Below are 26,770 nucleotides of genomic sequence, written 5' to 3'. Positions count from 1 at the left end.
TAGGGCCTCTTAATGGATCAATTTGTAATTCAAGGTGGTACTTCACTTGCTGGTGAAGTGACTATTTCTGGCGCTAAAAATGCCGCACTTCCTATTTTGTTTGCTTCATTATTAGCTGATGGAAAAAGTACATTTTCTAATGTACCGCGCCTTCGCGATATAGTGACTACTGAAGCATTATTAAAAACTCTAGGTGCTGATGTTAATTGGCACGGCGATACGCTAGTGATTGACGGCGCAACGGTTAATAAAACATTAGCGCCATACGACTTAGTTAAGCAAATGCGTGCCTCAGTGCTTGCGTTGGGACCTTTGGTTGCACGTTTTGGTGAAGCTCAAGTGTCTTTGCCTGGTGGGTGCGCTATTGGTGCTCGCCCAGTTGATATTCATATTCAGGGTTTGGAGCGCATGGGCGCGGTAATTAACGTTGAAAATGGTTATATTAATGCCAAGGTAAACGGTCGCTTAAAAGGTGCTGAAATCTTTATGGAAATGGTAAGCGTAGGCGCTACCGAAAATCTATTGATGGCAGCAGCCCTCGCTGATGGTAAAACCATACTTGATAATGCTGCACGCGAGCCCGAAATAATTGATTTAGCTAACTGCTTAATTGCTATGGGCGCTAAAATTACGGGTGCAGGCACTAGCCGCATTGAAGTTGAAGGCGTTGAGCGTTTAGCAGGATGCGAGCACAGCATTTTACCAGACAGAATAGAAACAGGTACGTTTTTAGTCGCTGCAGCAATGGCCGGTGGTGAAGTACTTTGTAAAAACACTGACTTTCATTCTCTTGAGCCTGTGATTGAAAAACTACGCGCAACGAATGCACACCTAGAGGTGCATAACGACAGTATTTATCTTGATATGCGCGGCCGAGAACTTAGAGCCGTGAATATTAAAACAGCTCCACATCCAGGTTTCCCTACGGATATGCAAGCTCAGTTTACAGCATTGAATGTAGTAGCAAATGGTAGTGCGACTATTACGGAAACGATTTTTGAAAACCGTTTTATGCATGTACCAGAGTTACAGCGTATGGGCGCTAATATTCGTTTAGAAGGGCATACCGCAATTTGTGGTGAGACTGAAAGCTTAACGGGTGCGCAAGTGATGGCAACCGATCTACGCGCTTCAGCTAGTTTAATTTTAACGGGTATAGTGGCACAGGGTGAAACGGTTGTTGACCGTATTTATCACGTTGATAGAGGTTACCAGCGCATTGAAGATAAACTAAGTGCATTAGGCGCAAACATTAAACGTAGAAGTAGTTAATAGTGAGCTTTGCTCAGGATTTTATGTTTTGAGCGATTTAACTTAATTGACTACTTTAGCAAAAGAATAAGGCGTAGTTTTTAACTACGCCTTATTTGTGTCTTACATATAGTTCTAATAAGTGTTTATATCAACCTGCATAAACCTTTGAGCAACTTAACGAATTAAATTTTACTATAATGTCGTTAAAATTTTTATTTAGAACAACTAGATAAAAAAATTCCTAGTTCTAGCGTGATTTTCTTAACGTTAAATAGACCCCATATATAAGCAGATTGGTATTACACATTTAGAACTGACAAACGTAATAATATGTTGAAAAATCGCCTAACATTTACAAGGGAAAAAATCACACTACATGCATGATTTTTATTCATTCTACAATGTAGGTATAGACACGTAGATTTAATTTAAAATCTCATACTTTACTGTTATTTATGCTGCTTAAACTCATAATTGCACCTTTACTTATTTTACTAATAAGATTCGCCCAAAAACGCTTTGGTAGTTTTGTTAGCGGCATAATTCCTGGCTGCCTATTACCTCTGGGCCTATTTCTTATTTTATAGCATTAGAGCAAGGTAAATTATTTGCAGCTAACTCAGCGGTGGCCTCTCTTTATGGTATGAGCGGTATAGGCTTATTTTGTTTTAGTTACTTGGTTGTATCACGAAGGTTTGGAATGCTTAAATCGCTTTTTACAGCGTTGAGTATTTGGTGTGTATTTAGCGTTATTACTTTATTTTTACCCGTGAATATTATTGTAGCGAGTGTGGTTTCACTTTGTATTTTACTTGGTTTAACTATTATCTCTACAAAGCTAAATATATCAGTTGATGCAAAACCATTAAATGCCCGCTGGGAGCTTCCGGTAAAAATGATATTAGTGACGAGCTTTATCGTGCTTGTTACGTTTATATCACAGCATATAGGGTCTGCGTGGAGCGGGTTAATATCTACCTTTCCGGTTATTTTGGCGGTAATGGGCAGTGTTGCCCATTTTAGTGACAAACAAGCCTCAACGTTTAAAATTCTTAATGGCGGTATTATTGGTTCATTAGGTGGATGTGTATTTTTTGCGGTGATTGCGTTTATGTTAAAACATAACTTTATGATTTGGCAGGTGTACGCAACAGCTGCCATTTTCTCAACGTTATTTACTATTATTTTTAGCCAATTTATTAATCGCCAATTTACCAAGCAAGTTATGCTAAACACCAAAAAAGCAGTGCTTAAGATTGACTCGCTCGGTTAACTTACATATCTAAAGCCATTACCTAGTTATGTAGTTGAATTAACATTTCACTGGGGGTTTTATTAAAGTGGCGTTTAAATTCGCGGCTAAATTGCGATGGGCTGGTATAGCCAACCTTTAATGCAGCTTCGTTGGCTTTGCTTCCACTACTGGTTATAAGCTCTTTAGCTTTAGCTAAGCGTACTTTTTTTAAATACTGCAAAGGTGACTCAAATGTTACTTGCCTAAAAGCACGATGGAACGACGATACGCTCATGTTTACATCTTCAGCCAACCCCTCAACTGTAATTTGATTGGCATAACTACTGTGCATAGTTGAGAGCGTACGGGCGATACGCGCATAATGCCCATCATGCATAGCAAGCCCTATTAAAGTATGTCCTTGTGGACCACAAAGTACACGATATACCAATTCTTTTACTATATCTTCGCCAAAAACGTCAGCTTCAATGGGGTTATTAAGCACGCTAAGTAAACGGTGGGTTACTTGCTCCATTGCGCCATCTATTTTAGCCGATTGAACGCCACTCATTTGCCCAGTGGTGAATGGCTTATGTGTACCAATTTGGTTTACTAATTTATGTAACATTACCGGGTTTATATCTATAACAATACCCATAACAGGCTGGTTGTTATCGGTAAAAGCTTCGCATTCAAGTGGCACTGGTACACCTAAAACAAGGTAGTCGCCTTCACCATATTTTATTTGATGATCAGGGAAATGAATTATCTTATGTCCTTGCCCAACAATAATAATACCTGAGTTATATATAAGTGGCTGGCGCGGCGAGCTTTTACTTGCACGATGAAAATACACACCTGGAATAATGGTTTCCATGTTGCCTTCAAAGTTAAGTAAATTATTGTGCTCTGCAAATTTTTGCATCATGTTGGCTATTGAGGACATTAAAACTTCTACTATCGTACGAATTTTGCGTAAAATATCAATCTTGACAGTTTTAGGCAAGCTTTTGCGAGTTATTGGGCTTTTTTTATGTTTATTTTGCCACTAATATGCACTCATTGAAGTTTAGCTTAGTTAGTAACTAAGCATTATATTTAGTATTTAACCGTCACCTAGGAGCAAAATAATGAAATTTAGCTACGTAAACCCAACACTTATCCAGTTCGGCCAAGAACAAATTGCCTCACTAACTGATTTGATCGCAAAGGATCAAAAAGTACTTGTAGTGTACGGCGGCGGTTCAATTAAAAAGAACGGCGTGTACGACCAAGTTGCAGCAGCACTTGAAGGCTTTGATTGGGTTGAATTCTCGGGCGTTGGCGCTAACCCAACTATAGAAGTACTAGACCAAGCAGTAAAAATTTGTAAAGAACAAGGCATCGACTTTGTACTAGGTGTAGGCGGCGGTTCAGTAATCGACGGCGTTAAATACATTGCAGCATCTGCAGTTTATGATGGAGAAGGTTGGGATATTCCTACTGGTAAGCACACTATTACTAGCGCATTACCAATTGGTGCAATATTAACATTGCCTGCAACGGGTTCAGAGTCTAACCAAAACTCAGTTGTGAGCAAAGAAGCAACAAAGCAAAAACTACCGTTTGCATCACCAGAAGTACTTCCTAAATTTGCGATTATGGACCCTGATGTAATGAAAACATTACCACAGCGCCAACTTGTGAATGGATTAGTAGATGCATGGGTACATACCTGTGAGCAGTACCTAACATTCCCTGAAACAGCATTGGTTCAAGAAGGTTACGCAGAGGCACTTTTAAGAACGCTTAAAACACTGGGCGATAACTTTGAAAACCAAGACGATGCATGGCGTGCAAACCTTATGTGGGCAGCTAACCAAGCACTTAATGGTTTAATTGGTTCTGGTGTATCGCAAGATTGGGCAACACACATGATTGGCCACGAGCTTACAGCTGCTTACGGCGTTGATCATGCTCGTTCACTTGCTATTGTTCAGCCTTCTTTACTACGCAACCAATTTGCAGTTAAAAAAGCAAAACTAGAGCAAATGGGTAAAAACGTATTTGGTCTTGAGCAATCTGACGATTTAGCTGAGAAAACAATTTTAGCAATCGAAGCGTTTTACCACAGCCTTGACGTAGCGACCCAGCTTACTGAGCATGGCGATGATAAAGCCGCTGCTATTGACAATATTATTGGCAAACTTGAAGCACACGGCATGCTGGCACTTGGTGAAAACCAAGCTATTACGCTTAAAGAAAGTCGCGAAATTTTAGAGCAAGCAGTTGCTTAATTTTCAAAGCTAAGCGCTTACTTAAATATACTAAGTTTTAGCGTTAATAAAAAACCGTCAACCTTTAGGTTGGCGGTTTTTTTATGGTTTATTATAAATACTGCGTTGCTAATTAACCAATAAAGTCTGTATTAATGTTTTTTAATGATGATAGTAAACTGTGCTCAACGGTTAGAAAAAATCTAACGATTAAATAAATTAAAACAGGACTAAACTCATGAAATTACTAAACACATTACTTAGCTCAAAAGCAGGCGTAGCAGCATTAATTTTACGAGTACCAGTTGGCCTTATTTTAGCGGCGCATGGTGCACAAAAACTATTTGCTTGGTTTGGCGGTTACGGGCTTGAAGGTACAGGTCAATGGATGGCGAGTATTGGTTTAGAGCCTGGCTATTGGTTAGCAATGATGGCAGGTAGCGCTGAGTTTTTTGGTGGCATTGCATTAGCAATTGGTTTGTTAACTCGCCCAGCTGCTGTAGTTGCCGGCTTTACTATGCTGATTGCTATTTTTAGCGTACATATTAGTAATGGCTTATTTATGGCAAACAATGGCTATGAATACGCATTAACGTTACTTGTAGTAACTGTAGTTTTAGCAATTCAAGGAGCGGGAAGCTTTTCGCTTGATAACGTATTAGTTAAAAAGCTAGCTAAAAAAATAGAGTTTTTAAATTAGAAAAATAGCGGCCAATTTGGCCGCTGTTTTTGTAGGTTAACTACTAAATTATTTAGCTGAAAAAGTTAAAGAATAACTGTACTGCTTTTGCTCAAGTAAATACTCTTTATGAGTACTTGGGCTCCATGAATCATCGCCACCTACACCCATATGTTGATGATCAATGTGTACATGTACGCAATCATCAGCAATGAGTTCGTTAGTGTGTTTTGCTTGCGTTAGCGTACTTTGCGAATACTCACTGGCGGCAAACAAAAACGCGCCAGTTACAGTTAAGTTATTAATACTCAGCAATTGGCAATCGCTACGCAGGCCATTATCAGTTGGGAATATATACGGTGTATGTAGCTCATTTAAGCTCAAGCTGTAATAACCTAAACGTGCTGCGGCTTTACGATCTGGGTAGTTTTCAAAAGGCCCTAAACCTAGCCAGTTTATTTTTGTATCGCTTTGCTTGTTAAGTGTTGTACTTAGCCCTATACGCGGCATTGGCGGCAGAGTGTCGTTTAAGTGCACGTCAATATTTAAGCTAATATTGCCGGTATTATTTAGTGTATATAGCCACTGTGTTTGAGCCTGTAGCACGCCATTAAATTCGTAATTAAATACACAAGTAATACGTACATCAACGCTTGATTGCACTGCGTGAATTGAGCTGCATGTGCGCTGCCATTGCCCTATACCTGCACGCAACCAACGAGCTTCCCATGCATTGGGGTCTAGATTGTCTACTTCGCTTACACCAATGTCGTTATCAAGTGGGGCACGATAAAAGTTATCAACCAGTGGGCTACTAATAACCTGAGTATCGTTTTGTAACCACTGCTCTATAAGCCCTGATTGTTGATTAAAAATCAGTTTAAATTTATCGTTTTCAATACATAGGTGGGAGTCGGTTTCGCTAACACTTATAGCGTTTTGCTCAGATGATGATGCAAATGACTTACTGCTTAAATTGTTACTATTTATAAGCTTAAACTGCTCTGAATCCATAACGTGATTAGCGTTTGCAAAGTGTGAGTCGTTAACTAATGCTACATCTAAATTAAGGTAATATTGCGCACCTTGCTCAAACGCTGTTTTAGTTTTAATAGTTAACGTGTGCGTACTTTGCGGAGCAATATTAAGTACATGCTCGCCTTGCTCAACACAGATGCCATTTTGCATTAATTGCCAAACCAGTTTTTCGTTATCGGTATGTCTAAATACGTAATCGCTAAATACATCAATGGTGTATTGGTTTTGATTTTGCTCACGCAATGTAAATTGTAAATGTTGCTGGCTGTATTTAGCTTCAAACAGGCTAGGGTGCGGCGTACGGTCTGGGAACAATAACCCGTTTATACAAAATTGACGGTCATTTAGTTCATCACCAAAGTCGCCGCCGTAAGCCCAATAATGCTTGCCGTTTTCGTCTGTTTTAGATAAACCTTGGTCTACCCAATCCCAAATAAAGCCGCCTTGCAGGCGTGGGTATTCTCTAAATGCTTGCCAGTAATCGTCAAAGCTACCTAGGCTGTTACCCATTGCATGGGCGTATTCACATAAAATAAGCGGGCGAGTTTCACCTGGTAAGCTTAGCCACTTTTTAATAGAGTATTTAGGTACCGCATCGTCTTTAATATCGGCATCTACACGGGCGTACATTGGACAAATAATGTCGGTAGCCGTTGTATTTGCGCCGCCGCCTTCGTATTGCACTGGGCGAGAGGGGTCAAAGCTTTTTGACCAGCCGTACATGGCATCATGATTTGCGCCGTGTCCGCATTCGTTTCCTAGTGACCAAATAATAATTGAGGCGTGGTTTTTATCGCGCTCAACCATTTGCGTATAACGCGACATAAATGCACCAGCCCACTGCGGATCGCTAGCTAAACGCCCCATAGGAAACATGCCATGGGTTTCTATATTTGCTTCATCAACTACGTATAAACCTAGCTCGTCACACAGTTCGTAAAAACGAGGGTGGTTAGGGTAGTGAGCAGTACGCACGGCATTAAAGTTATTTTGCTTCATCAGCTTAATATCTTCAATCATATCGGCGGTAGTAACTGTATGGCCGTTTTCTGGGTGGTGTTCGTGGCGGTTAACACCGCGAATAAGTAGCGGCTTGCCGTTTAAACACAGTTGCCCGTTAAGCATTTCTACTTTTCTAAAGCCAATGTCGTAGGCTTCAACATCGACGGTATTGCCTTGCTCATCAAGCAGACTTACAACGCAGCGGTATAAGTACGGGGTTTCGGCGGTCCATTTTTTAGGGCTTTGTATATCAATTGTTTGAAATACAACATCGCTCCAGCCACCTTTTTCATCAACACGTTTATTGTTAGTACTTTGAATTTGTGGCTCACATAGCGCCTGTTCGCCATCAAAAACTTGCACTGCTATTTGATAGTTATTTGGCGCATTAATCGCCGTTTTTATATGTAGCGTTGCATCGCGATAGCAAGCGTCTAAATCGGGGGTTATAAACACATCACGTATTTGGTTTTGTGGTTTTGTAAGTAAGTTAACATCGCGAAAAATACCGCTTAGCCACCACATGTCCTGATCTTCTAAATAACTGCCATCGCTCCAACGAATAACCATAACGGCAATACGGTTAGTGCCTGCAACTAACAGTTCGCTTAAATCAAACTCGCTCGGTAAACGGCTATCTTGTGAATAACCCACCCACTGTCCGTTACACCAAAGGTGAAACGCCGAGTTAACGCCTTCAAAAATAATATGATTACGCTGAGTTAGCTGACTTTCGCTTATATTAAATTCAGTGCGGTAACAGCCTGTAGGGTTATCGCTTGGTACAAAAGGCGGGTTAACTGCAAATGGGTACTTAACATTACAGTAAATAGGTTTATCAAAGCCGTGTAATTGCCAGTTAGAAGGCACTGTAATACTTTGCCAGTTGCTGTTTAGTGTTTCACTTAGCAACGATTCATCAACCGCTTCGGGTTTATCAAATAATTTAAAGTCCCACTGACCGTTTAAACTTTGTTTTTGCGATAGCGTGTTAGTACGGGCATGGTCAATGCTTTTAAATCCATTGAGTGGGCTGTGCGCTTTTACTTGATTAACTTGTACTGAAATTGGGTTTTCCCAATCTCGGCGATTAATTATGTGCTGTAAAGAGGTCATGTTTATCCTATTGCATAAGCGGGCAATTATAATGCGCTAAATATAGCTAAAAATAATCGCAGGGGTTATGCTTAAAGCTCTCCTTTATTTATCCAAAACTATCATTGTAATTATGCGCTATAACATTAAAGACATACTCGATATTGGTCCGCGTTGTATAGAACGCTTTATTGATTCACAAACGCTCGCGCAAATGCCAAACCTTGAAATAGCACTTGCGGGTTGCTCAAACCTATCGGGTCGTTATTGCGTAGCACGCTCAGCACCGCTAGAACATACACTTTTTTATACGCTTGCAGGGCAGGGTAAATTAACAACACAAAATGAGCAGTACACACTTAATGCCAATACACTTATTGTGCTACCAGCAAAGCAAAGCTTTGAAGTGAAAATTGATGCTGAACATTGGGATGTTATTTGGTTAAACCTTGCAAATACTAAACGTTGGCAGCATTTAAACTTAGCGCAAGCATTGGTATTAACCGAGCAAAAACTTGAGCCGTTACACCTTGCTATGGAGCTTTTATACAGCGAGCCCAATGCTAATTTACGCGAAAGCGTAACGCCTATTTTAAGTCATTACTTAAATGCTACGCTGCAAAATAACTCTCAGGGTGCGGCGCATAATCGTTTAATTAGTCTGTTTGAAGAGGTAGATAAGCGCTTGCAGTTTGATTGGACAATAGAGGCAATGTGCGAACATGTGCATTACTCATCGCCGCATTTGCATCGTTTATGCCAAGCGCAATTTGGTAAAAGTCCAATACAACAACTTATTTATTTACGCATTGAGCGAGCTAAAAACTTACTGTTAAACACGGCTTGGCCAATTTCGCATGTGGCAAGTTATGTGGGGTACTCTAATATTTTTAATTTTTCCAAACGTTTTAAGAAGTCGGTAGGTGTGTCGCCAAGCGAATTTAGAAAATAACGTTAGCGGCTCTCTACATTTGAATAAATTTAAGGTATTATGCGATTTCTTAAATTGCATTTTAGAGTTTTAGGTAGGTAATGCGCTCAAACCGTTTTTTAATAGTGATATTATTAGTGCTTGTACATAGCTTTATTAGCTGTGATGGCGCTGCGTATCATTTGCAAGAAGACGTTGATCACGTAACCAGTTCGTTATCGCAAGGCGACTCCACGGCCGATGATAACCAAAGCGATAAAACATCAACTACCGAGATTCATGCCCACCAACATTGCCACTGTGGCTACAACAGCACTTCTAGCCACTCAATAAGCCCAGAGCAAAGTAAAGCAACTTCGCCTGCTTGCTATAACGGGTTAAATTACCCGCCAGATGTACCGCCACCCAATTCACTTAGTTAGCTTTTAATTTTAAATACTTTGTAAAAAACTGCCTGCGCTTGTGCGCTATTAGGCTAGCTATTTACATATTTAGGTTGCTTGATCGCGCTTGTTTTTAAAATAGGCGTAGTGATTAAGTTAACTCTGTTTGTTAAAAAACGGACACGCTATATGAATAAAAAACCAATTATGCTGGTGGCGCTAATGTGCGCGCTACCTGCTTTTAGTACTTTGGCGAATGTTAAAACATTAACCCTTAAGCAGGCACTGAGTAATACCGAACAACAAAATCTGGTATTAAAACGCTACCCTTATCATCAAAAAATATTGAGTGCGCTTAAATCTCAAGCTGCTCTTTCGCCTAATCCTGTATTGAATGTTGAAGCTGAAAACTTACTGGGCACAAACAAGGCGCGTGGCATTCAAGGCGCTGAAATAACGCTTGGGCTTAGCCAACTAATAGAGCTGGGCGATAAGCGCCAAAGCCGTATTAATTACGCAACCGCCAATATAAAAGCCCAAGCAATACAGTATCAAAATACCCGTTTAGCCTTATTAGCAACCACTGCTGAGCGATACTACCAAGGGCTTAAATTTCAAACATTATTAAGTTTGAACAACGAGCGTAAACAGGTAGTTACCCAAGCACTTAAAGCGATTGAACAAAGAGCTAATGCAGGTGCTGCGTCGCAAGCTGATGTAACGCGCATGAGTTATGCACTTAGCCAAGTAGAGCTTGATAAAGCCATGCTTAATAGTGAATTTGAGCGAGCAAGTTTATCGCTTAACGAGCTGTGGAGTGAGGAGCAACCCTACGATACTTTTGCTGGCAATATTAATGTAATTACTGCGCTTAAATCAGCACAAGCACTTTTAGATGCGGTTAACCAAGCTCCTGAATTTGCATTATTACAGCAGCAATATTTACAGCAAACAGCCAACTTAACACTACAAAAAGCAAACGGACAAACCGATATTAACGTAGGGGGAGGCGTGCGCTATAACCAGCAAAATGACTCCAGCTCGTTAGTGTTTTCGTTTTCTATGCCACTGCAATTAAGCAATTCTAATAGCGGCAATATTGCAGCTGCAAATAGTCAGCTCATGCTTTTAAATGAGCAGCAAGGGCAATTGCGCATCCAGCTACGCCAGCAAGTACGTACTTTGTACGCTTATTATCAAGGTAGAGCTAATCAGGCAAAGCTATTATCTGATCAAATTATTCCTCAGGCACAAACATTGATTGAGCAAAGCCTAAAAAGTTATCAACGCGGACAAATTTCGGTGTTGCAATTGCTTGATGCTCAACAAGCACTTTTTGATTCTAAACGCACACTTATTACCACTCACGCAGAGCTGTACCAAGTGCTACTTACTCTTGAGCGTTTAACAGGCCAATCTTTAATTGAGACTCATCAATCATGAATAAAAATATAATCGCATTATTAGTATCACTTTCGTTTGCCAGCAGCTTTGTAAGCACAGGTGTATTTGCCTCTGCTGAGCATGGCGAGTCAGGTCATAAAGAAACAGAGCAACACGAGAAAAAACAAGGTCCACACGGCGGCTTTTTATTAACTGACCCTAAATTAACACTTGAGCTTAAATTGCAAGAATTTGCAGGTAATGTTGAGCTACGTGTATACGGCTATAAACAAAATAAGCCAATTAATATAAACGACTTAAACATAACAATGAGTTTAAAACGTTTAGTTGAAGCCCCGCAAAATATACAGTTTACAGCTGAGGGCGACTACCTTGTGAGCACGCAATCAATTAACGAACCGCATTCGTTTGCACTTACCGTTACTGCTAATTATAACGGTGAGAGCATTAGCTATGAGTACGATCAACACGAAGGGCAAACCACGTTAACAGAGCGAGCTATTGAGCGCGCAGGCATTAAAACCGAGATAGCGCAAAGTGGTGAAGTGGATATTACCGATACGCTTTTTGGCGTTATTGCCCCAACGCAGCACGGCACGGTAGAAGTAATGGCACCGTATACAGGATTGATCAGTGATATTTTTGTAAGCATTGGTCAAAACGTTAAAAAAGGCGAAGTACTTGCCAGCGTAACCAACCGTGAAACACTGCAAAATTACCCCATTAAAAGCCCAATTAGCGGTGTTGTAACCGAGCAATACTTAAAGCGTGGCGAGCTTGCAAGCACCAGCGCACTTATGCAGGTAGTTAACCTTGATAAAGTGTGGGTTGAGCTGTCGGCTTTTCCTGAAAACATTGAAAAACTAGCCATTGGTCAAAGCGCTAAGGTATACGACTTACATCATCATTTAAATACGCAAGGCAAAGTGTTTTTTATAGCCCCAATGATGACAGGCGGGCACATAGCGCGTGCCCGTATAGAGCTTAATAACCCAGACGGGCATTGGCGCCCAGGCATGCATATAAATAGCGATGTAAGTGTGGCTAAAATAAATGCCAGCGTGCGTGTAAAGCCACAAGCTATTCAAGAGTTTAACGGTCAACCCAGTGTGTTTGTTCGTAAAAATAATGTATTTGAAGTACGCCCCGTTACCTTAGGTGCAAAAAATAGTGAGTGGGTAGAAGTACTTACAGGCTTAAACGCGGGTAGCGAATACGTAACAGACAATAGTTATGTCATTAAAGCTGATATTTTAAAAAGCGGCGCAAGCCACGCTCACTAGGAGGCACCATGATTAATTGGATAGTTTCTTTTGCGGTTAAACGCCGCATGCTGGTGCTTGCGCTTACATTTTTATTTGCTGGATTTGGTGTATACAACATTCAAAATTTAGCAGTAGACGCAGTACCCGATATAACTAACGTACAAGTGCAAATTAATACCAAAGCGCAGGGTTTTACGCCATTAGAGGTAGAGCAACGCATTACCTATTTGGTAGAAACCGCCATGGCGGGCATACCTAAGCTTGATTATACCCGTTCGCTTTCGCGTTATGGGCTTTCGCAAGTAACGGTTATTTTTAATGAAGGCACCGATATTTATTGGGCGCGTCAGCAAATTGGTGAGCGTATTCAAAGTATTCGCTCCGACTTACCTAATAACGTAGAGCCAAACTTGGGTCCTATTGCCAGTGGTTTAGGCGAAATATTTACTTATAGTGTGCACGCCGCGCCTAATGCGTTAAAAGAAGACGGCACTGCTTACAACGCCGAAGACTTGCGCACTTTGCAAGATTGGGTTATTCGCCCGCAGCTTTTAAAAGTAAAAGGCGTTACCGAAATAAACAGCCAAGGTGGTTTTGAGCGCCAATACCAAGTAGCGCCAGTGCCCGAAAAACTCATTGCCTATAAGCTTACTATTAGCGATGTAATTAGTGCACTTGAGGTTAATAACAGTAACCGAGGCGCAGGCTATATTGAGCGCTTTGACGGGCAATATTTAGTACGCTCGCCTGGGCAGCTTAAAACACTAGAAGACATAGCCAATACCGTTATAGCTAAGCGCGACGATGCGCCTGTACGCATTAAAGATGTGGCTAACGTGCTTTTAGGCAAAGAGCTTAGAACCGGCGCGGCCACTTATAACGGCGAGGAAACCGTGCTCGGCACCGCCATGATGCTAATTGGCGAAAACAGCCGCATAGTGGCAAAAGCCATGGCTGATAAGTTAATTGATGTGCAAAAAAGCTTACCCGCTGGCGTTATTGTTGAGGCAGTTTACGACCGTACAACTCTTGTTGATAAAACCATAGCAACCGTGCAAACCAACTTATTTGAAGGTGCCGTTTTAGTGATAGTTATTTTGCTATTACTGCTGGGTAATGTAACGGGCGCGCTTATTACGGCAATGGTTATTCCGTTGAGTATGTTGTTTGCCGTTACAGGTATGGTGGGTAATCGCGTATCGGGTAACCTAATGAGCCTAGGTGCAATCGACTTTGGTTTAATTGTTGATGGCGCTGTAATTGTTGTTGAAAACTGCCTGCGCCAACTCGGTGTAGCTCAGCATAAACATGGCAGGCTACTTACCTTAAACGAGCGTTTAAATGTAGTGACCGCAGCCACCAAAGAAGTATTTACACCGGCTGTATTTGGCATTGTTATTATTATGCTGGTTTACTTACCTTTATTTGCACTAAGCGGCGTTGAAGGCAAAATGTTTCAGCCAATGGCGTTTACTGTAGTTGCGGCGTTAATTGGCGCGCTTATATTTGGCGTTACATTTGTACCGGCTGCTATTGCAGTGTTTGTTCGCGGTAAGGTTGATGAAACCGAAAACGCAGTCATGCGCGGCGTTAAAAAAGTGTATAAGCCATTACTTGGTATATCGCTTAAATTACCGTGGCTGATGGTGGGTATAGCCACGGCATTAGTATTGGTGCTTGGTTTTAAAGTTAAAAACATGGGCGCAGAATTTTTACCGAAACTTGATGAAGGCGATATTGCTATGCACGCGCTGCGCATTACCGGCACTGGTATTGAGCAATCTGTGCAAATGCAAAAAGAACTTGAGCAAGCCATATTAGATCAGCCTGAGGTTGCTAACGTATTTTCAAAAATTGGTACTGCCGATGTAGCAAGCGATCCTATGCCGCCTAATGTTGCCGATACTTTTTTAATACTCAAACCGCAAGATGAGTGGCCTAATCCAGCACTTACTAAAGCAGAATTGGTTCAGCAAATTCGTACCCGTGTTAACGATGTCCCTGGTAATAATTACGAATTTACACAACCAATAGAAATGCGCTTTAACGAGTTAATTGCTGGCGTGCGCGCCGATGTGGCACTGCGTATTTATGGTGACGACTTAAGCGTACTTAAAGCGTTTGGCGAAAAAGCGACAGGCTTAATGCGTAATATTGCAGGCGCTACCGATGTACGTTTGGAGCAAATGGAAGGGTTGCCAACACTTTCGGTAACACCAATGCGCGACCACATGGCGTTATTAGGCTTAAGTGTAAACGACATTCAACAAACACTTGCCGCCGCTGTTGGTGGTGTGCAAACCGGGCTAATTTACGAGGGTGATAAACGCTTTTCGTTATTAGTGCGCCTTGATAAGCGTTGGTCTAGCGATGTATCAGCACTTTCCCGTTTGCCAGTTGCTTTACCTAAAGATAGCAACCCGGAACTTGCGTTTGTACCGCTAGGTGAAGTGGCGACTATCAGCATTGAAAAAGGTCCTAACCAAATAAACCGCGAAAGTGGTAAGCGCAACGTAGTGGTAACTGCCAATGTAGAAGGGCGCGATTTAGCAAGTTTTGTAAGTGATGCGCAAGCAAGTATGAATGAATCACTTAACTTACCAAGTGGCTATTGGCTTGAATACGGTGGCACATTTGAGCAATTGCAATCGGCAAGTAAGCGGTTATCCTTGGTTGTGCCGGTCACTTTATTGCTTATATTTGGCTTACTTTATAGCGCCTTTGGATCGTTGCGAGATTCGTTAATTATATTTAGTGGCGTGCCTTTGGCGTTGACTGGTGGTGTGTTTGCATTATTGCTGCGCGATATGCCGCTTTCAATTTCAGCAGGTGTTGGCTTTATAGCCCTAAGTGGCGTAGCCGTATTAAATGGCGTGGTTATGCTTTCGTTTATTAAGCAATTACGAAGCGACGGTTTGAGTTTGTTTGAAGCAATACACAGCGGCGCATTACAGCGCCTGCGCCCAGTATTGATGACAGCACTAGTGGCGAGCTTAGGCTTTATACCCATGGCACTTAATACGGGGACGGGTTCTGAAGTGCAAAAACCTTTAGCAACAGTAGTGGTTGGCGGAATTATTTCATCCACTTTACTCACGCTGTTAATTTTGCCCGCACTTTATAAATTAGTGCATGCAAAGTTTAATAAGCAAAAAGAGGCTGAGTTAATCTAAATATTATCGATTTTAAGCTAATCAAAAAAGCAGCTGTACTTACAGCTGCTTTTTTATTTAGGTATTATTTAGCAAAAATACTACATTAATTATATTGAAAAAGATTATCCCAGCGCTCATCCAGTATGGTTTTTGCGTGATCTAAATTTATTGCGCTATACACACCATTAATGCACGTTACTAAGCGCATACGCACCAGTTTTTCAAGCGCGTCAGTAATTTCAAAATCGAGATCGCACTGGTATTTGCTTTTAAACCAAAGCTCTATTTGCTCATCAAGCATTTGTGCGCTTAAGCCACTTTCTGATTTTAGTAAAAAGGTATACGCAAGCAGGGCTTCTTTTATGTCTTCTTCTTCGGCGGCATCTATAAGCGTGTGAAATACGCCCGCGTTGTTATCGAGATTTTTAAAGTAGAGGTTATCGCTTAGGGCTTTCATAAATTTTATTTTGCGGTTTTTAAACTTACTCCATTCTTTAAAAATAAAGCTGCCAAAAACCCCCATACCAATAGCAAAGGTAATAAAATGTTGTTGGGTCATTTCTACAGCTTCACTTCTAAAACCACCCCAAAAAGCAAACAGAGCAAGCAATAATACGATTGATGCGCCTAACTTAGTTATAAGCACCACCGCACCGCCAACTAAAGCCGATGAGCCAATAATTGCTTTATCAATAGGGCGCATGCGTACTTCGCTATTAGGAAATAGCATTTCGAGATCGGCCTTTGGCACATTTTGAAACAGCTTTACTATGGTTGAGCTTGGCTCAAATCCCATTGGCGTTTTATTTTTAGTTTCAAAATAAGCGCTGTCTTTAAAGCGAATAAACACGGCAACACGGTCGTAATTAGTAAAGTGCAGCGGCTTTTTACGCAAGCCCCAAAAGCTGGTAATGGTTTCAGTGAGTTGCGACTCGCCACGGCGATAAAAAACCACTTCTTCAAAGTCGTCAAATTCAACTTCAAGGCGCACCTTAAATAGTGACTCTTCGTTTAATGCATCTTGTAAGTCTTCATTGGTGATCACTTCAAAATTAGCGGCATTAAGCACCTTAGCAAAATCTTTAGCAAACTCATGTTGGCACTGCGCTTTTTGATCCGCCGATACTGGCGCTAACGATCGCGTGTCACTATTGGGATCAAAGGGGGCGTAGTTGTTTTTAAGTGACTCAAGTGTTGAGTGGTAATCGTAATGAATAAGGCTTGCTAGTAAATCGCAAAATTGTTTAAACGATGTTTTTTGTGTACTGCTTTTAAGCTCTTCGCTACACATATCAACAATATCTTGCTTTCTAAAGGGAATAAAACGCGCACTTTGCATAAATTAATAACTACCGTGATAGGGAATCTAACTGCATGGGCACATAATAAAATATTCTTATGGATATTACTAATTTGTTAATGCAGTAGGGCGTGATAAATTTAGTACACTGTTTTCAGCGTGTATTAACCTAAATGTGTAATTATTGGCTTATTGAATACTCTTGTTCTTACTGATAAGTGAAAAGGATTTACTATGGCCATTCAAAAAAAACTAAAAGAAAAAACGCGTAATTTTATTGACTCTAAGCATATGCTTAGCGGTATTACAGTGGCGTCGTTTTTAGAGTCAACCATAGTTCCTATTCCACTTGAGGCTGTATTAGTGCCGCTAATGCAAGCACGTAGAGAGAAGCTATGGCTTATCGCGTTAATGGCGACATTAGGCTGTATTGTAGGCGCATTGTTTGGTTATGCGTTGGGTTATTATTTATTTGATGCGGTTGGCGATTGGATTATTAATACGTTTTCGAGCCCTGAGCAATTTGAAAACGTTAAACAGCAAATGCAAGATCAAGGTTTTTGGTTTGTAATAACACTAGGCATAGTGCCTATTCCGTTTCAAATAGCGATGCTTGCAGCAGGCGCGACTAAGTACTCTATTTGGCTGTTTTTGTTGGCCTCAGGTATTGCGCGTTCTATTCGTTACTTTGGTCTGGCTATTATTGTTTATTATGCAGGTAATGAAGCTGAGCGAATCATTAGTAAACACAAAACTAAGGCAATGGTTTTAATAACGTTACTTGTGTTAGGGGTTTGGGGATTAAGCTTGGTGATTTAAGCTCATTATTAAAGGTTATTAACCACCTTATTCTAATAAGCCTTTTTGGTAATGTGCTATAGTTTTTTAATATAGTATCGAAAAGCTTAGGGTTAATATGATTGAAACGGTAAAACTCACTATCAGGCTTTCTAATTTTTTTAAAATGAGCTGGAAAAATAAAACTGTAAGCCTATTTTTATTAGCTTATATTGTTATTTTTTCAGCCTACTCCCTAACTAACTTTCCTCCCTTACAAGTTCAAAATAATGTTTACGGTTTTACAACTGATTTTATTAATTTAATTGTTCTTATTTTTTTATTTTGGATGGTTCAGTACTCCAAACTTTCAAAGCTTGCATATACATTTTCGACTCTCGGATTAATGCTTTGGTCCATGGGTAATACAGCTGATTTAATCGATGAGATAGTGATACAGCCTTACTGGGTAAGTATTTATTTTGAAGATTCATGCAGAACCAGCGGCATGCTTTTAACTTCCTATGGTTTATTTAAAACGATGCGCTTTATACAAAGTATTAATAATCGATTAGCGCGTGAGCTAATTATTGACGATTTAACCAAGGTACATAACAGACGTTATTTTTATCAGCACGCTAAAGATGCTCAGCACTCACCTTACGTTATTTTAATTATCGATATAGACCACTTTAAAGCAATTAATGATGAATTTGGTCATGATGTTGGTGATGTAGTGCTTAAAGAACTAGCAACTAAATACGACAATGCTTTTACGCACCAAAACAAATTTGCTCGCCTCGGTGGTGAAGAATTTGGTGGCTACTTGCCTACAAATAATATGACGCAAGCATGTGATTTTTCGCAGCAATTAATTGACCTTGCGCACACCATAAATGTTCAAAATTCTCGCCACTTAACAGTAAGTATAGGTGTTGCAATGCAAACGCCTAATGAGCCTTTAGATAAAGTAGTGAAGCGCGCTGATCAAGCTTTATATTTAGCTAAGAAGAGTGGCCGAGATCGTTTTGAAATTGCCCCGTAAGCGTTTTTAACTATATAAAAACACGTCCTTATTGTTTGCACATTTACTACACTTTTTAACGTTTTCGTAAGGAAATGTCAGTGAGGGTAATGCTTTGTAAATCATGAAATTAAAATAGAATGTTTGGGTCATAATGGGGATATTAATAATAAGGAATAACCTTAATGACCAACTCCCTTTTAAAAGCTGCATTACCCTTAAGTCTAATTACTATTTTGTCGGGCTGCGGCTCTGATGATAGCTCAAGCTCTACAGGTTACATCCAATTGTATAACGGCTCTTACAATAGCCCATACACGCGTTTGTTTGTTGAAGAAACAGAACGTTCAGGCGCTGATTTTGCTGATGTAACTACTCGCCATAACTACAGCACAGGCACTTATGATGTAAGTTTTGAATACCTAGATGCTAACGACAGCTATATAACAATTAGCGACCAAGAAATTTCTATTAAAGGTGACAAAACACAGTTAGTAGTAATGAGCGGCAACTTTGATGAGCCTACATTTACAGAGCTTAGCGTACCTATCACAAGCGATACGGGTGAGTTTAACTTAGGGTTTTATAATATTGCAGGGGAGGATACTAACTACGATATTTACTTAGCAACTGATGATGGCGTATTTGAAAGCGCGACACTTTTTTCATCGGCTCAATATTTAAGTGAGTTAGATCTACAAAGCGTTGATGAAGGTTATTACACTATTTACATAACCGAAGCGGGCAGCAGTGATGTTGTGTACGAGTCGTCATCTGTTTATTTATACGATGAAGCAAGCTATGTAGCAATGATCCGCCCAAGTTATGCTACAGAAGAAGGCGGTATTACGCTTGATGTAGTAACCGATAATAACTACGTTACTGAGCTTAAACATCAATCTGCCCTGGGGCAATTACGTTTTATAAATACGGTTGATGACTACTCGCCAGTAAGCTTTTCTGCTACACGCGGTACAACTGTAAACACAACAAATACAGTTGCTAGTGACTCTTATACCGATTATGTTGAACTTTCGCCCAATAGTTACAGCGTAGCGATGTACGACGAAGAAGGTACAAAACTAGCTGATAACTTTTTAATGACGCTAGAGCGTGAGCAAAGTGCGGTGGGTATTTTTTATAACGACGTTGATAACGGTTTACGTATGATGAGCGTTGAAGAAAACCTAACACCAAGTAGTTACAGCCATATGGTATCGGTTGTAAACCTAATTGAAAGCTACGCAGGGCAATCGGTTTCAGATGTTGATGTGTACTTTACACTTAACGGCGAAACAGTAGACGACACCAGTAACGTAGTCGATGGCCTAGATAAGTATGACCAAGAAGAACAGGTTGTAGATAACGAAATTTACACGGTTTATGTTGTATATGAAGATAATGGTCAGCAAATTGTGCTTATTCAACAAAGCGATATGGACTTTACACAAGAGGGTAACTACATATTGATTTTAGAGCATGATGAAACAACAAGCTCAGGTTATAAAATGACCCTAGAGCGCACTATTACCGATAGTGTTGAATAAATCTAAACATATTTAAGTAGCATAAAGCCTAAGCACTTTGAGTGCTTAGGCTTTTTTATTGAACAAAATTTACCTACTCATTAATAATTAGGTACACTCAGGGCATAATAATTAATAAGAGTGTGCCATGGATGATTTAGTTGGGTTAGCCGTCATAGTAATACTGGTTGTAGTTGCCGGTGCTATTTGCGGCTTAATAGCGCAAGTGCAGTTAAATAGATTAAAACAAGAAGTTGCTGTTTTAAGGGCCAAAATAACACATCTACAAACACATAAATCGATATCGCAAAGTGAACCTCAAAGTGAAGCATCTACGGCTCAGGCAGCGCTTTCAAGATCAGAGCCTATTGCTCATAAAGCACAGTCAAACTTAACGTCCCAAAACGCGTCGCCACCTGTAATAAATCAGCCATCAGCGCCTCCTAAAAAAACCAAACCAGCTGAAGCATCAGCCATAGAATTACTATTTAATAAATTGCGCGCAGGGTTTGAGCAAAACTGGATGACCTGGATAGGCGCAATAGCGCTTGCGCTTGGGGGCATATTTTTAGCTAAATACAGCCTAGAAGCGGGATTACTATCACCTGTAATGAGGCTGAGTTTAGGTGGATTATTTGGGCTTAGCTTAATTGCAGCCGCAGCTTATTTACACCATAAACGCATTGTATTTGAAGGCTTCAATAATTACATACCCGCAGCGCTTGCAAGTGGCGGGTTTATTACTTGTTTTGCTTTAACGCTTTTAGCTTACAGTAGCTACGATATGCTTAGCCCTACCGTGGCATTTTTTGCACTGGCAGTTATTGCAATTAGCGCAAGTGCTATGGCGCTTAGGTTAGGCCCATTATTAGCGGTATTAGGTATTATTGGCGCTTATAGTGTACCAATATGGGTTAGCACTGGCAGTGGTAACTTGTTTGCATTATTTATGTATGTTGGCTTTGTAAGTTTGTCAGCCGCGTTAGTTGCACATAAAGTACAGCGAGCTTGGTTGTGGTATTTATTATGGGCAGGGCATATTGGTTGGTATTTAGTTGGTTTTACATTACTTAAAATTAATACAGTTTGGTTAATGGGAACGTTTGCTCTACTGAGTATTATTGGGTTAATTGCTATACCGCGCTTAGGTCTAAAACTGAATGTTACTGAACATCGCCCGCACAGTTTAAAACGCTTAATTAACGTGCTTCCAGATCATGCATTATTACTCGCCTTTATAGCACCCTTAATATTTACAATGCTAATAAGTCACTTTGATATGCAGTGGCAAACAATCGGTGTGTTGAGTATTGTACTAATGTTATTTTTAGTCCTTAAAAATAGCCGCTGGGATATTTGGCAAGCAGTAGCATTAGCAAGTGCAGCGCTATTGGTTATAAGTGCTGAACGCACGCACCTTTCGCCAAACCTATTTGATAATGCGCTCTTTATATTCAAAAATGAATACGGTTTGGGTTTATTACTCGGATTGTTACTTACCGCTTTTGGGCTTTATTACGGTAAAAAACAGATTAAGCGTTTAGCGTTTCATATTACTGGGGCATTTAGTGTATTTGTAATGATAGCGACTTTATATACGCTTATTCCTAATTCTGCGTTAAGTACTGCATATCCGCTTTGGGCTGTTGTATTATTTATAGTGGCGGCTATTTTAATAAAGTGTGCGCAGCATAATACAACGCTATTTCAGCGTTTTACTTATTGGGTAGGTGCTAACGCCAATATTACGTTAGCAATTACCATGCTACTAAGTGACAGCGGCCTAACCATTGCACTTGCTGTACAAGTATTACTTATAAGCGTACTTATTAAACGCTATAACGTGCCTATGCCGCATTGGCCTATAAAAACCTTGGTTGCTGCGTTATTACTGCGCCTTACGCTTGCGCTTTGGACGCCAAGCTACGATGCGCTAACGGTATTTGGTTTGCATTGGAGTATTGTGGTTTATCCGTTATGTATTGCGTTATTTTTTGCCGCAGCTAGGTGCTTTGACTCATCAAAACTTAAAATATGGTTAGAAGGTGCGGCGCTTCATTGTTTAGCACTTTTTATTACCACCGAAACAAGTTATCAGTTAGTAGGGCATTATCCGCAATTTGATTCACTTAATTTTTATGAACAAATACTCCTTACCTGTAACTGGCTGGCATTAGGGTGTGTGTATTTACACAGAGCAAAACTTGCCGGTACTTTAGCTAAGTTATACCAAGTGGCGGGCTTTGCACTTGCAGGGTTAGCAGGGCTTTTTGCTATTAAAACACTGCTTGACGATAACCCATTATTTGAATCACTTTACATAGGTGAGCTGCCAATATTTAACTGGTTATTACTATTGTGGTTAGTACCCGCAGGATTAACGCTTTGGCTGGCCAAGCTTGTAAAACCAATAAATGCTAAAGCTACACCATTTATATTGGCCGTTGCTGGTGGCTTTATATTGTTGGCAATAAACAGCTTTATTCGCCAATACTGGCAAGGTCCTTACATTTACTTATCAAAAGGCGCAAGTAATGCAGAGCTTTATAGCTACTCTGTTATTTGGTTAGTAATAGGGGCGGGTACTGTTATTTTTGGTCATTTAAAAAACCAGTTATTAATACAAAAAGTAGGCTTAGGCTTACTAGCTGCAGTTATTGTTAAAGTGTTTTTAATTGATATGGCTAACTTGGAGGGCTTACTTAAAGCGCTTTCGTTTATTGGATTAGGACTTTCGTTGGTGGGGTTAAGTTGGTTGTTCCAAAAGCTTAGAAGCCGAGTAAATTAGGTGTAGCTTTTATGCCTCTTGTAGAGCCGATTTTTGCTGCTGTATTTTCTAAAAAGCAGTTCAACGAGTAGGTAAAGCATTTTCTGCAGCGCTGTTTTCTTACGGAGCAAGCTATTTGGCCTATACTCAATATCGAGTTTATTACGCAATCGTTAAATTTAAAATGCGTGCTATAAACTTGGGCTAAAGTATCTTGATGGCAAAGGTGGTTTATTTCTATGATTAACGAGTTGTATTTTTAAAGGCAAAGTAAAGCTCTGCGTTGAATCAATAAATAATTGTTTAAACTTAAGAGTACTGGTCAGAACCATAAGCTTAAATAAGGCCAGAAGCGAAGATAATCTGGCCTTATATTAAAACCGTTAACCTATTTCAGATGGAGTAACGTTCCAGTAAGAATTAGCAGTACTAGTAGGGGGAACTATCTTTATAGCTTTGTTTCAAGTTCAGCTACCACCACCATTATTTTTTCTATTTTCCCATCTCTGTAAAGCTCAAATTCTATTTCTTTACCGGGCTCTGTATTACCTATTTCTTCCAGCACTTTTTGTGGATTTGCTACCGAAAGCCCTGCAATTTTAATAACAATATCTTGCTCTTCAATACCCGCTTGCCATGCTGGTCCCAAAGGGTCTAAATTAGTAATACGCATGCCAGTAACTGGGGTTAGGCTGTCGTTTACTTCTTTACCGGTACTATCTACTGCTGTGCCTTCAAAGCCTAAATAGCCGCGCACAACACGACCATGACGAATGAGCTTACCCATTACTTTTTTAGCAAGTGAGTAAGGGACTGCAAAGAATATTCCTTGAATATTCAAGTTCTCACGCGTTTTAAACTGCGCAGAAGTAATGCCGACTAAATCACCATTGGAGTTAACTAATGCGCCGCCAGAGTTGCCCACATTAATAGCCGCATCCATTTGCAATAAGTTATTGTACGGACTGTCTGTAATTTTTTGCTTACCCGTTGCGCTAATAATGCCTTGCGTGATTGTTTGGCCTAAATTAAGCGGGTTACCTATGGCAAGTACAACATCGCCTACACTGGATACATAGCTATCATTTACAGGAATTACCGGGAGGTGATCTGCATTGATTTTAAGTAAGGCTAAATCAGTAATAGTATCAAAACCAATTAGCTGTACATCAAAAAAGCGTCTGCCATCGGTTAGAATAACCATAATTTGATCTGCATTATTAACAACATGGTAGTTGGTAAGAATGTAACCGTCTTGCGACATGATGACGCCAGAGCCAAGCTCTTGTACCGTGTTTTTTCTTTTATAACGAGGTTCTTTGGAAATACTTTCTGAAAAAATAGTAACCACAGAAGGCGCTGCTCGTTTAACTGCATCAGAAAAACTCAGGTGACTCGAACTCATTGCGCTTGGCAAGGGAACATTTGGAAGTAAAGCCGCTCGCATATTAGGGCTGAAAAAAACCACTAAAAAAGCAATACTTAGGCCTGCAAATAAAGGGGGAAGAATAAATTTTATTAGTTTCAGCACGATTTTCTTATTATGTAAGTGAGCAATCTCTTTATGATGACATAAAAAAAATAACAGCGGCAAGTGCCACTGTTATTTTTATTACATTAATAGTGCTATTTATTACTGAATTAAAATAAATATAGACTCACGACCACGTTGCACGCCAAGTACTATATTACCTTTTGTACTGTCGATGATTTTATTCATGTCGCGAATTGTTTCTACTCGTTGACGATTCACTTGCATAACAATATCGCCTTCTTCAAGGCCAACACGGGCAGAAGGTGAACGAGGATCTACAGAAGTAACTTCAACACCTTTATTACTGTTTTTTTGTACATTTTCAAGTGTCGCGCCTTGGAATGCAGGATGGAGTTCTTCACCGGTCGCTGTAACACCTGATGCACCATCAAGGGTTACTTTCACTGTTTTAATTTTACCATCGCGGTAAATGCCTAGTTTTATCTCACGGCCTTCACCTAGCGTAGCAATTTTGCTGCGTAGTTCATGAAAGCCACTAATGTCACCACCGTTAATGCTAACAATAACGTCACCTGCTTTTATACCTGCTTTACTTGCAGCAGTGTCGTCCATTACTTGCATTACATAAGCACCTTGTTTGACATCAAGTTGCTGTGCTTTTGCAAGTCCTGCATCAAGTGGACGACCAGAAATGCCTAACGAGCCTCGACGCACTTCACCATGTTCAATAATTTGATCGACTAGATTTTTCATCATATTAGATGGAATCGCAAAACCAATACCCACGTTGCCGCCAGAAGCACCTAAAATAGCGGTATTAATACCAATCAACTCACCATTAAGGTTAACTAAGGCACCGCCAGAATTACCTTGGTTAATAGCTGCGTCGGTTTGAATGAAATCTTCGTAGCCCTCAATGTTTAAACCACTTCGACCAAGGGCACTAACAATACCTGATGTAACTGTGTGGCTAAGGCCAAATGGGTTACCAATAGCGACAGCAAAGTCACCCACTCGTAAATTATCTGAGTTTGCGAGTTTGATTTCAGTTAAGTCATCAGCGTCTATTTGTAAAAGAGCGATGTCTGATTCTGTGTCAGTACCAATTTTAGTAGCTTCAAATTCACGGCCATCTTCGAGAGTAACTACCATTTTTTCGGCGTCTTGGATTACGTGGTTATTAGTCACTACATAGCCCTCATCAGCATCAATAATGACCCCTGAGCCTAATCCACTAAATTGGCGTTTTTGACTGCGAGGCTGTTGCTGTCCAAAAAAGTATTCGAGAGGATCTGCACGGCGGCGTACTTCTTTAGAGCCTGAAACTTGGATACTTACAACACCAGGAGATATTTTCTCTAGCATGGGGGCAAGAGTGGGTAGTTGTTGACCATTTACTGCAATTGGCATTTTTGCATAAGACGCTACAGGGTTCATTAATAAGCTTGTAGATAAAATAGCTGCGCTGATAAGTGATAATTTCATTTTCATTTTCATAGTCAGGGGTAACTCCACTTAAGAAAAGCAAAAACAAAAAGGGCTACTTTAAAAGCAGCCCTTTTTGGTTTATTAAGATAAAACAACAAAGCTGTTATATCTAAAGACTATGGGGTCTAAAAAAAGTTCATCAAGATACTTTAGAATGTTCTGAAACTTTATTTTGACCAGCAAATAAACCAGATTCACCCGATACATAATCAGCTGGTTGTGCTGCGGCTGAAGAACGATCTGAACGACGCTCTTTTAAAGACGCTTGTAGCTGTTCTGTTGTTTCTTTAGAAAAATAAGGTTCTGCTGGTGCTTTATTTCTATCTTCTAGAAGAAGTTGGTTTGTTTCTTCAACGTGACTAAGCAGTTGATCATAGTTTTCTTTCATTTTATTTACGAGCTTGCCAGTATTCGCTAAATGATCAGCTACATCTTGACGATACTGCTCTAACGCATTTTCAGCTTGCTCTGCCTGCTCTTTTAATTCATCTTGTTTGAATTGTTTTTTAGTAACAAATGCGCCAATAAAAAATGCTACAACAGCAGCAATAACAATTAAACCTACCCACATAACTGTGCCCATAAAAACTACCCCTTTGGGAAAATAACTAACGAATGCCGATTCAATTATAAATCATACTAAGTGTAATATACCCCGAGTTATGATGCGTGTTAATATGCTTTGCAAATTAAACTGT

Annotated in this window: 19 protein-coding genes; 13 read left to right on the top strand and 6 right to left on the bottom strand. The window is 40.1% G+C overall.

Going from position 1 to position 26,770, the window contains the following annotated elements:
- Nucleotides 1-12 precede the first annotated feature (12 nt).
- Together murA and I6F40_RS03360 are read left to right on the top strand one after the other, a co-directional pair.
- On the top strand, nt 13-1,272 hold the full coding sequence (gene murA / locus I6F40_RS03365; RefSeq protein WP_166377043.1) for a UDP-N-acetylglucosamine 1-carboxyvinyltransferase: 1,260 nt from the start codon (nt 13-15) through the stop codon (nt 1,270-1,272).
- Between the two features lie 682 nt (nt 1,273-1,954).
- On the top strand, nt 1,955-2,527 hold the full coding sequence (locus I6F40_RS03360) for a hypothetical protein (protein WP_231609292.1): 573 nt from the start codon (nt 1,955-1,957) through the stop codon (nt 2,525-2,527).
- Between the two features lie 22 nt (nt 2,528-2,549).
- Here I6F40_RS03360 and I6F40_RS03355 read toward each other — a convergent pair whose 3' ends face one another.
- On the bottom strand, nt 2,550-3,434 hold the full coding sequence (locus I6F40_RS03355) for an AraC family transcriptional regulator (RefSeq protein ID WP_024594102.1): 885 nt from the start codon (nt 3,432-3,434) through the stop codon (nt 2,550-2,552).
- Between the two features lie 184 nt (nt 3,435-3,618).
- Here I6F40_RS03355 and I6F40_RS03350 point away from each other — a divergent pair, with 184 nt between their 5' ends.
- On the top strand, nt 3,619-4,764 hold the full coding sequence (locus tag I6F40_RS03350) for an iron-containing alcohol dehydrogenase (protein ID WP_007587207.1): 1,146 nt from the start codon (nt 3,619-3,621) through the stop codon (nt 4,762-4,764).
- Nucleotides 4,765-4,981: 217 nt separating this feature from the next.
- Nucleotides 4,982-5,443, top strand: coding sequence for a DoxX family protein (locus I6F40_RS03345; protein ID WP_166377042.1), 462 nt, complete (start codon nt 4,982-4,984; stop codon nt 5,441-5,443).
- A 48-nt stretch (nt 5,444-5,491) separates the two neighbouring features.
- Here I6F40_RS03345 and I6F40_RS03340 read toward each other — a convergent pair whose 3' ends face one another.
- Nucleotides 5,492-8,578 (bottom strand): beta-galactosidase, encoded by a 3,087-nt coding sequence (locus tag I6F40_RS03340; protein WP_197192481.1) that lies wholly within the window; start codon nt 8,576-8,578, stop codon nt 5,492-5,494.
- 112 nt (nt 8,579-8,690) lie between these two features.
- Here I6F40_RS03340 and I6F40_RS03335 point away from each other — a divergent pair, with 112 nt between their 5' ends.
- The 5 genes from I6F40_RS03335 to I6F40_RS03315 all read left to right on the top strand — a co-directional run bounded on the left by I6F40_RS03335 (nt 8,691) and on the right by I6F40_RS03315 (nt 15,713).
- Complete coding sequence (locus I6F40_RS03335) at nt 8,691-9,509, top strand: AraC family transcriptional regulator (RefSeq protein ID WP_007587199.1); 819 nt, start codon at nt 8,691-8,693, stop codon at nt 9,507-9,509.
- Nucleotides 9,510-9,589: 80 nt separating this feature from the next.
- The gene (locus I6F40_RS03330; RefSeq protein ID WP_007378232.1) at nt 9,590-9,910 is read left to right on the top strand and encodes a hypothetical protein; all 321 of its coding nucleotides are present in this window, start codon (nt 9,590-9,592) and stop codon (nt 9,908-9,910) included.
- A gap of 150 nt (nt 9,911-10,060) precedes the next feature.
- Nucleotides 10,061-11,314: a TolC family protein gene (locus tag I6F40_RS03325; protein ID WP_166377039.1), complete on the top strand. Its 1,254-nt coding sequence runs from the start codon at nt 10,061-10,063 to the stop codon at nt 11,312-11,314.
- On the top strand, nt 11,311-12,558 hold the full coding sequence (locus I6F40_RS03320; RefSeq protein ID WP_166377038.1) for an efflux RND transporter periplasmic adaptor subunit: 1,248 nt from the start codon (nt 11,311-11,313) through the stop codon (nt 12,556-12,558). Before I6F40_RS03325 ends, I6F40_RS03320 begins: the two co-directional genes overlap by 4 nt.
- Nucleotides 12,559-12,566: 8 nt before the next feature.
- On the top strand, nt 12,567-15,713 hold the full coding sequence (locus tag I6F40_RS03315) for an efflux RND transporter permease subunit (RefSeq protein WP_166377037.1): 3,147 nt from the start codon (nt 12,567-12,569) through the stop codon (nt 15,711-15,713).
- 85 nt (nt 15,714-15,798) lie between these two features.
- Here I6F40_RS03315 and I6F40_RS03310 read toward each other — a convergent pair whose 3' ends face one another.
- Entirely contained in the window at nt 15,799-17,034 is a 1,236-nt protein-coding gene (locus I6F40_RS03310) for a TMEM143 family protein (protein WP_166377036.1), read from the bottom strand.
- A gap of 195 nt (nt 17,035-17,229) precedes the next feature.
- On the opposite strand from I6F40_RS03310, the gene I6F40_RS03305 reads away from it, so the two are divergent.
- From I6F40_RS03305 to I6F40_RS03290, 4 genes are all read left to right on the top strand, one after another.
- Nucleotides 17,230-17,814, top strand: coding sequence for a YqaA family protein (locus I6F40_RS03305; RefSeq protein WP_010554604.1), 585 nt, complete (start codon nt 17,230-17,232; stop codon nt 17,812-17,814).
- A 97-nt stretch (nt 17,815-17,911) separates the two neighbouring features.
- A complete protein-coding gene (locus I6F40_RS03300) occupies nt 17,912-18,817 on the top strand; it encodes a GGDEF domain-containing protein (protein ID WP_197192480.1) in 906 nt (301 codons plus the stop codon).
- A 164-nt stretch (nt 18,818-18,981) separates the two neighbouring features.
- Nucleotides 18,982-20,343: a hypothetical protein gene (locus tag I6F40_RS03295; RefSeq protein ID WP_197192479.1), complete on the top strand. Its 1,362-nt coding sequence runs from the start codon at nt 18,982-18,984 to the stop codon at nt 20,341-20,343.
- Between the two features lie 127 nt (nt 20,344-20,470).
- On the top strand, nt 20,471-23,110 hold the full coding sequence (locus I6F40_RS03290; RefSeq protein ID WP_197192478.1) for a DUF2339 domain-containing protein: 2,640 nt from the start codon (nt 20,471-20,473) through the stop codon (nt 23,108-23,110).
- Nucleotides 23,111-23,537: 427 nt separating this feature from the next.
- Here I6F40_RS03290 and I6F40_RS03285 read toward each other — a convergent pair whose 3' ends face one another.
- From I6F40_RS03285 to I6F40_RS03275, 3 genes are all read right to left on the bottom strand, one after another.
- Nucleotides 23,538-24,620, bottom strand: coding sequence for a trypsin-like peptidase domain-containing protein (locus I6F40_RS03285; RefSeq protein ID WP_166377032.1), 1,083 nt, complete (start codon nt 24,618-24,620; stop codon nt 23,538-23,540).
- A 102-nt stretch (nt 24,621-24,722) separates the two neighbouring features.
- Nucleotides 24,723-26,075 carry a Do family serine endopeptidase gene (locus I6F40_RS03280; RefSeq protein ID WP_166377092.1) on the bottom strand — a complete coding sequence of 451 codons (1,353 nt, stop codon included), beginning with the start codon at nt 26,073-26,075 and terminating at the stop codon, nt 24,723-24,725.
- Nucleotides 26,076-26,211: 136 nt separating this feature from the next.
- Entirely contained in the window at nt 26,212-26,655 is a 444-nt protein-coding gene (locus I6F40_RS03275; RefSeq protein ID WP_007580324.1) for a YhcB family protein, read from the bottom strand.
- Nucleotides 26,656-26,770: the final 115 nt, after the last annotated feature.

This window comes from Pseudoalteromonas sp. SWXJ133, from assembly GCF_015864365.1.
GTDB lineage: Bacteria > Pseudomonadota > Gammaproteobacteria > Enterobacterales > Alteromonadaceae > Pseudoalteromonas > Pseudoalteromonas arctica.
Note: the sequence above shows the minus strand (reverse complement) of the source record. Positions and strands in the feature narration are given on the sequence as shown.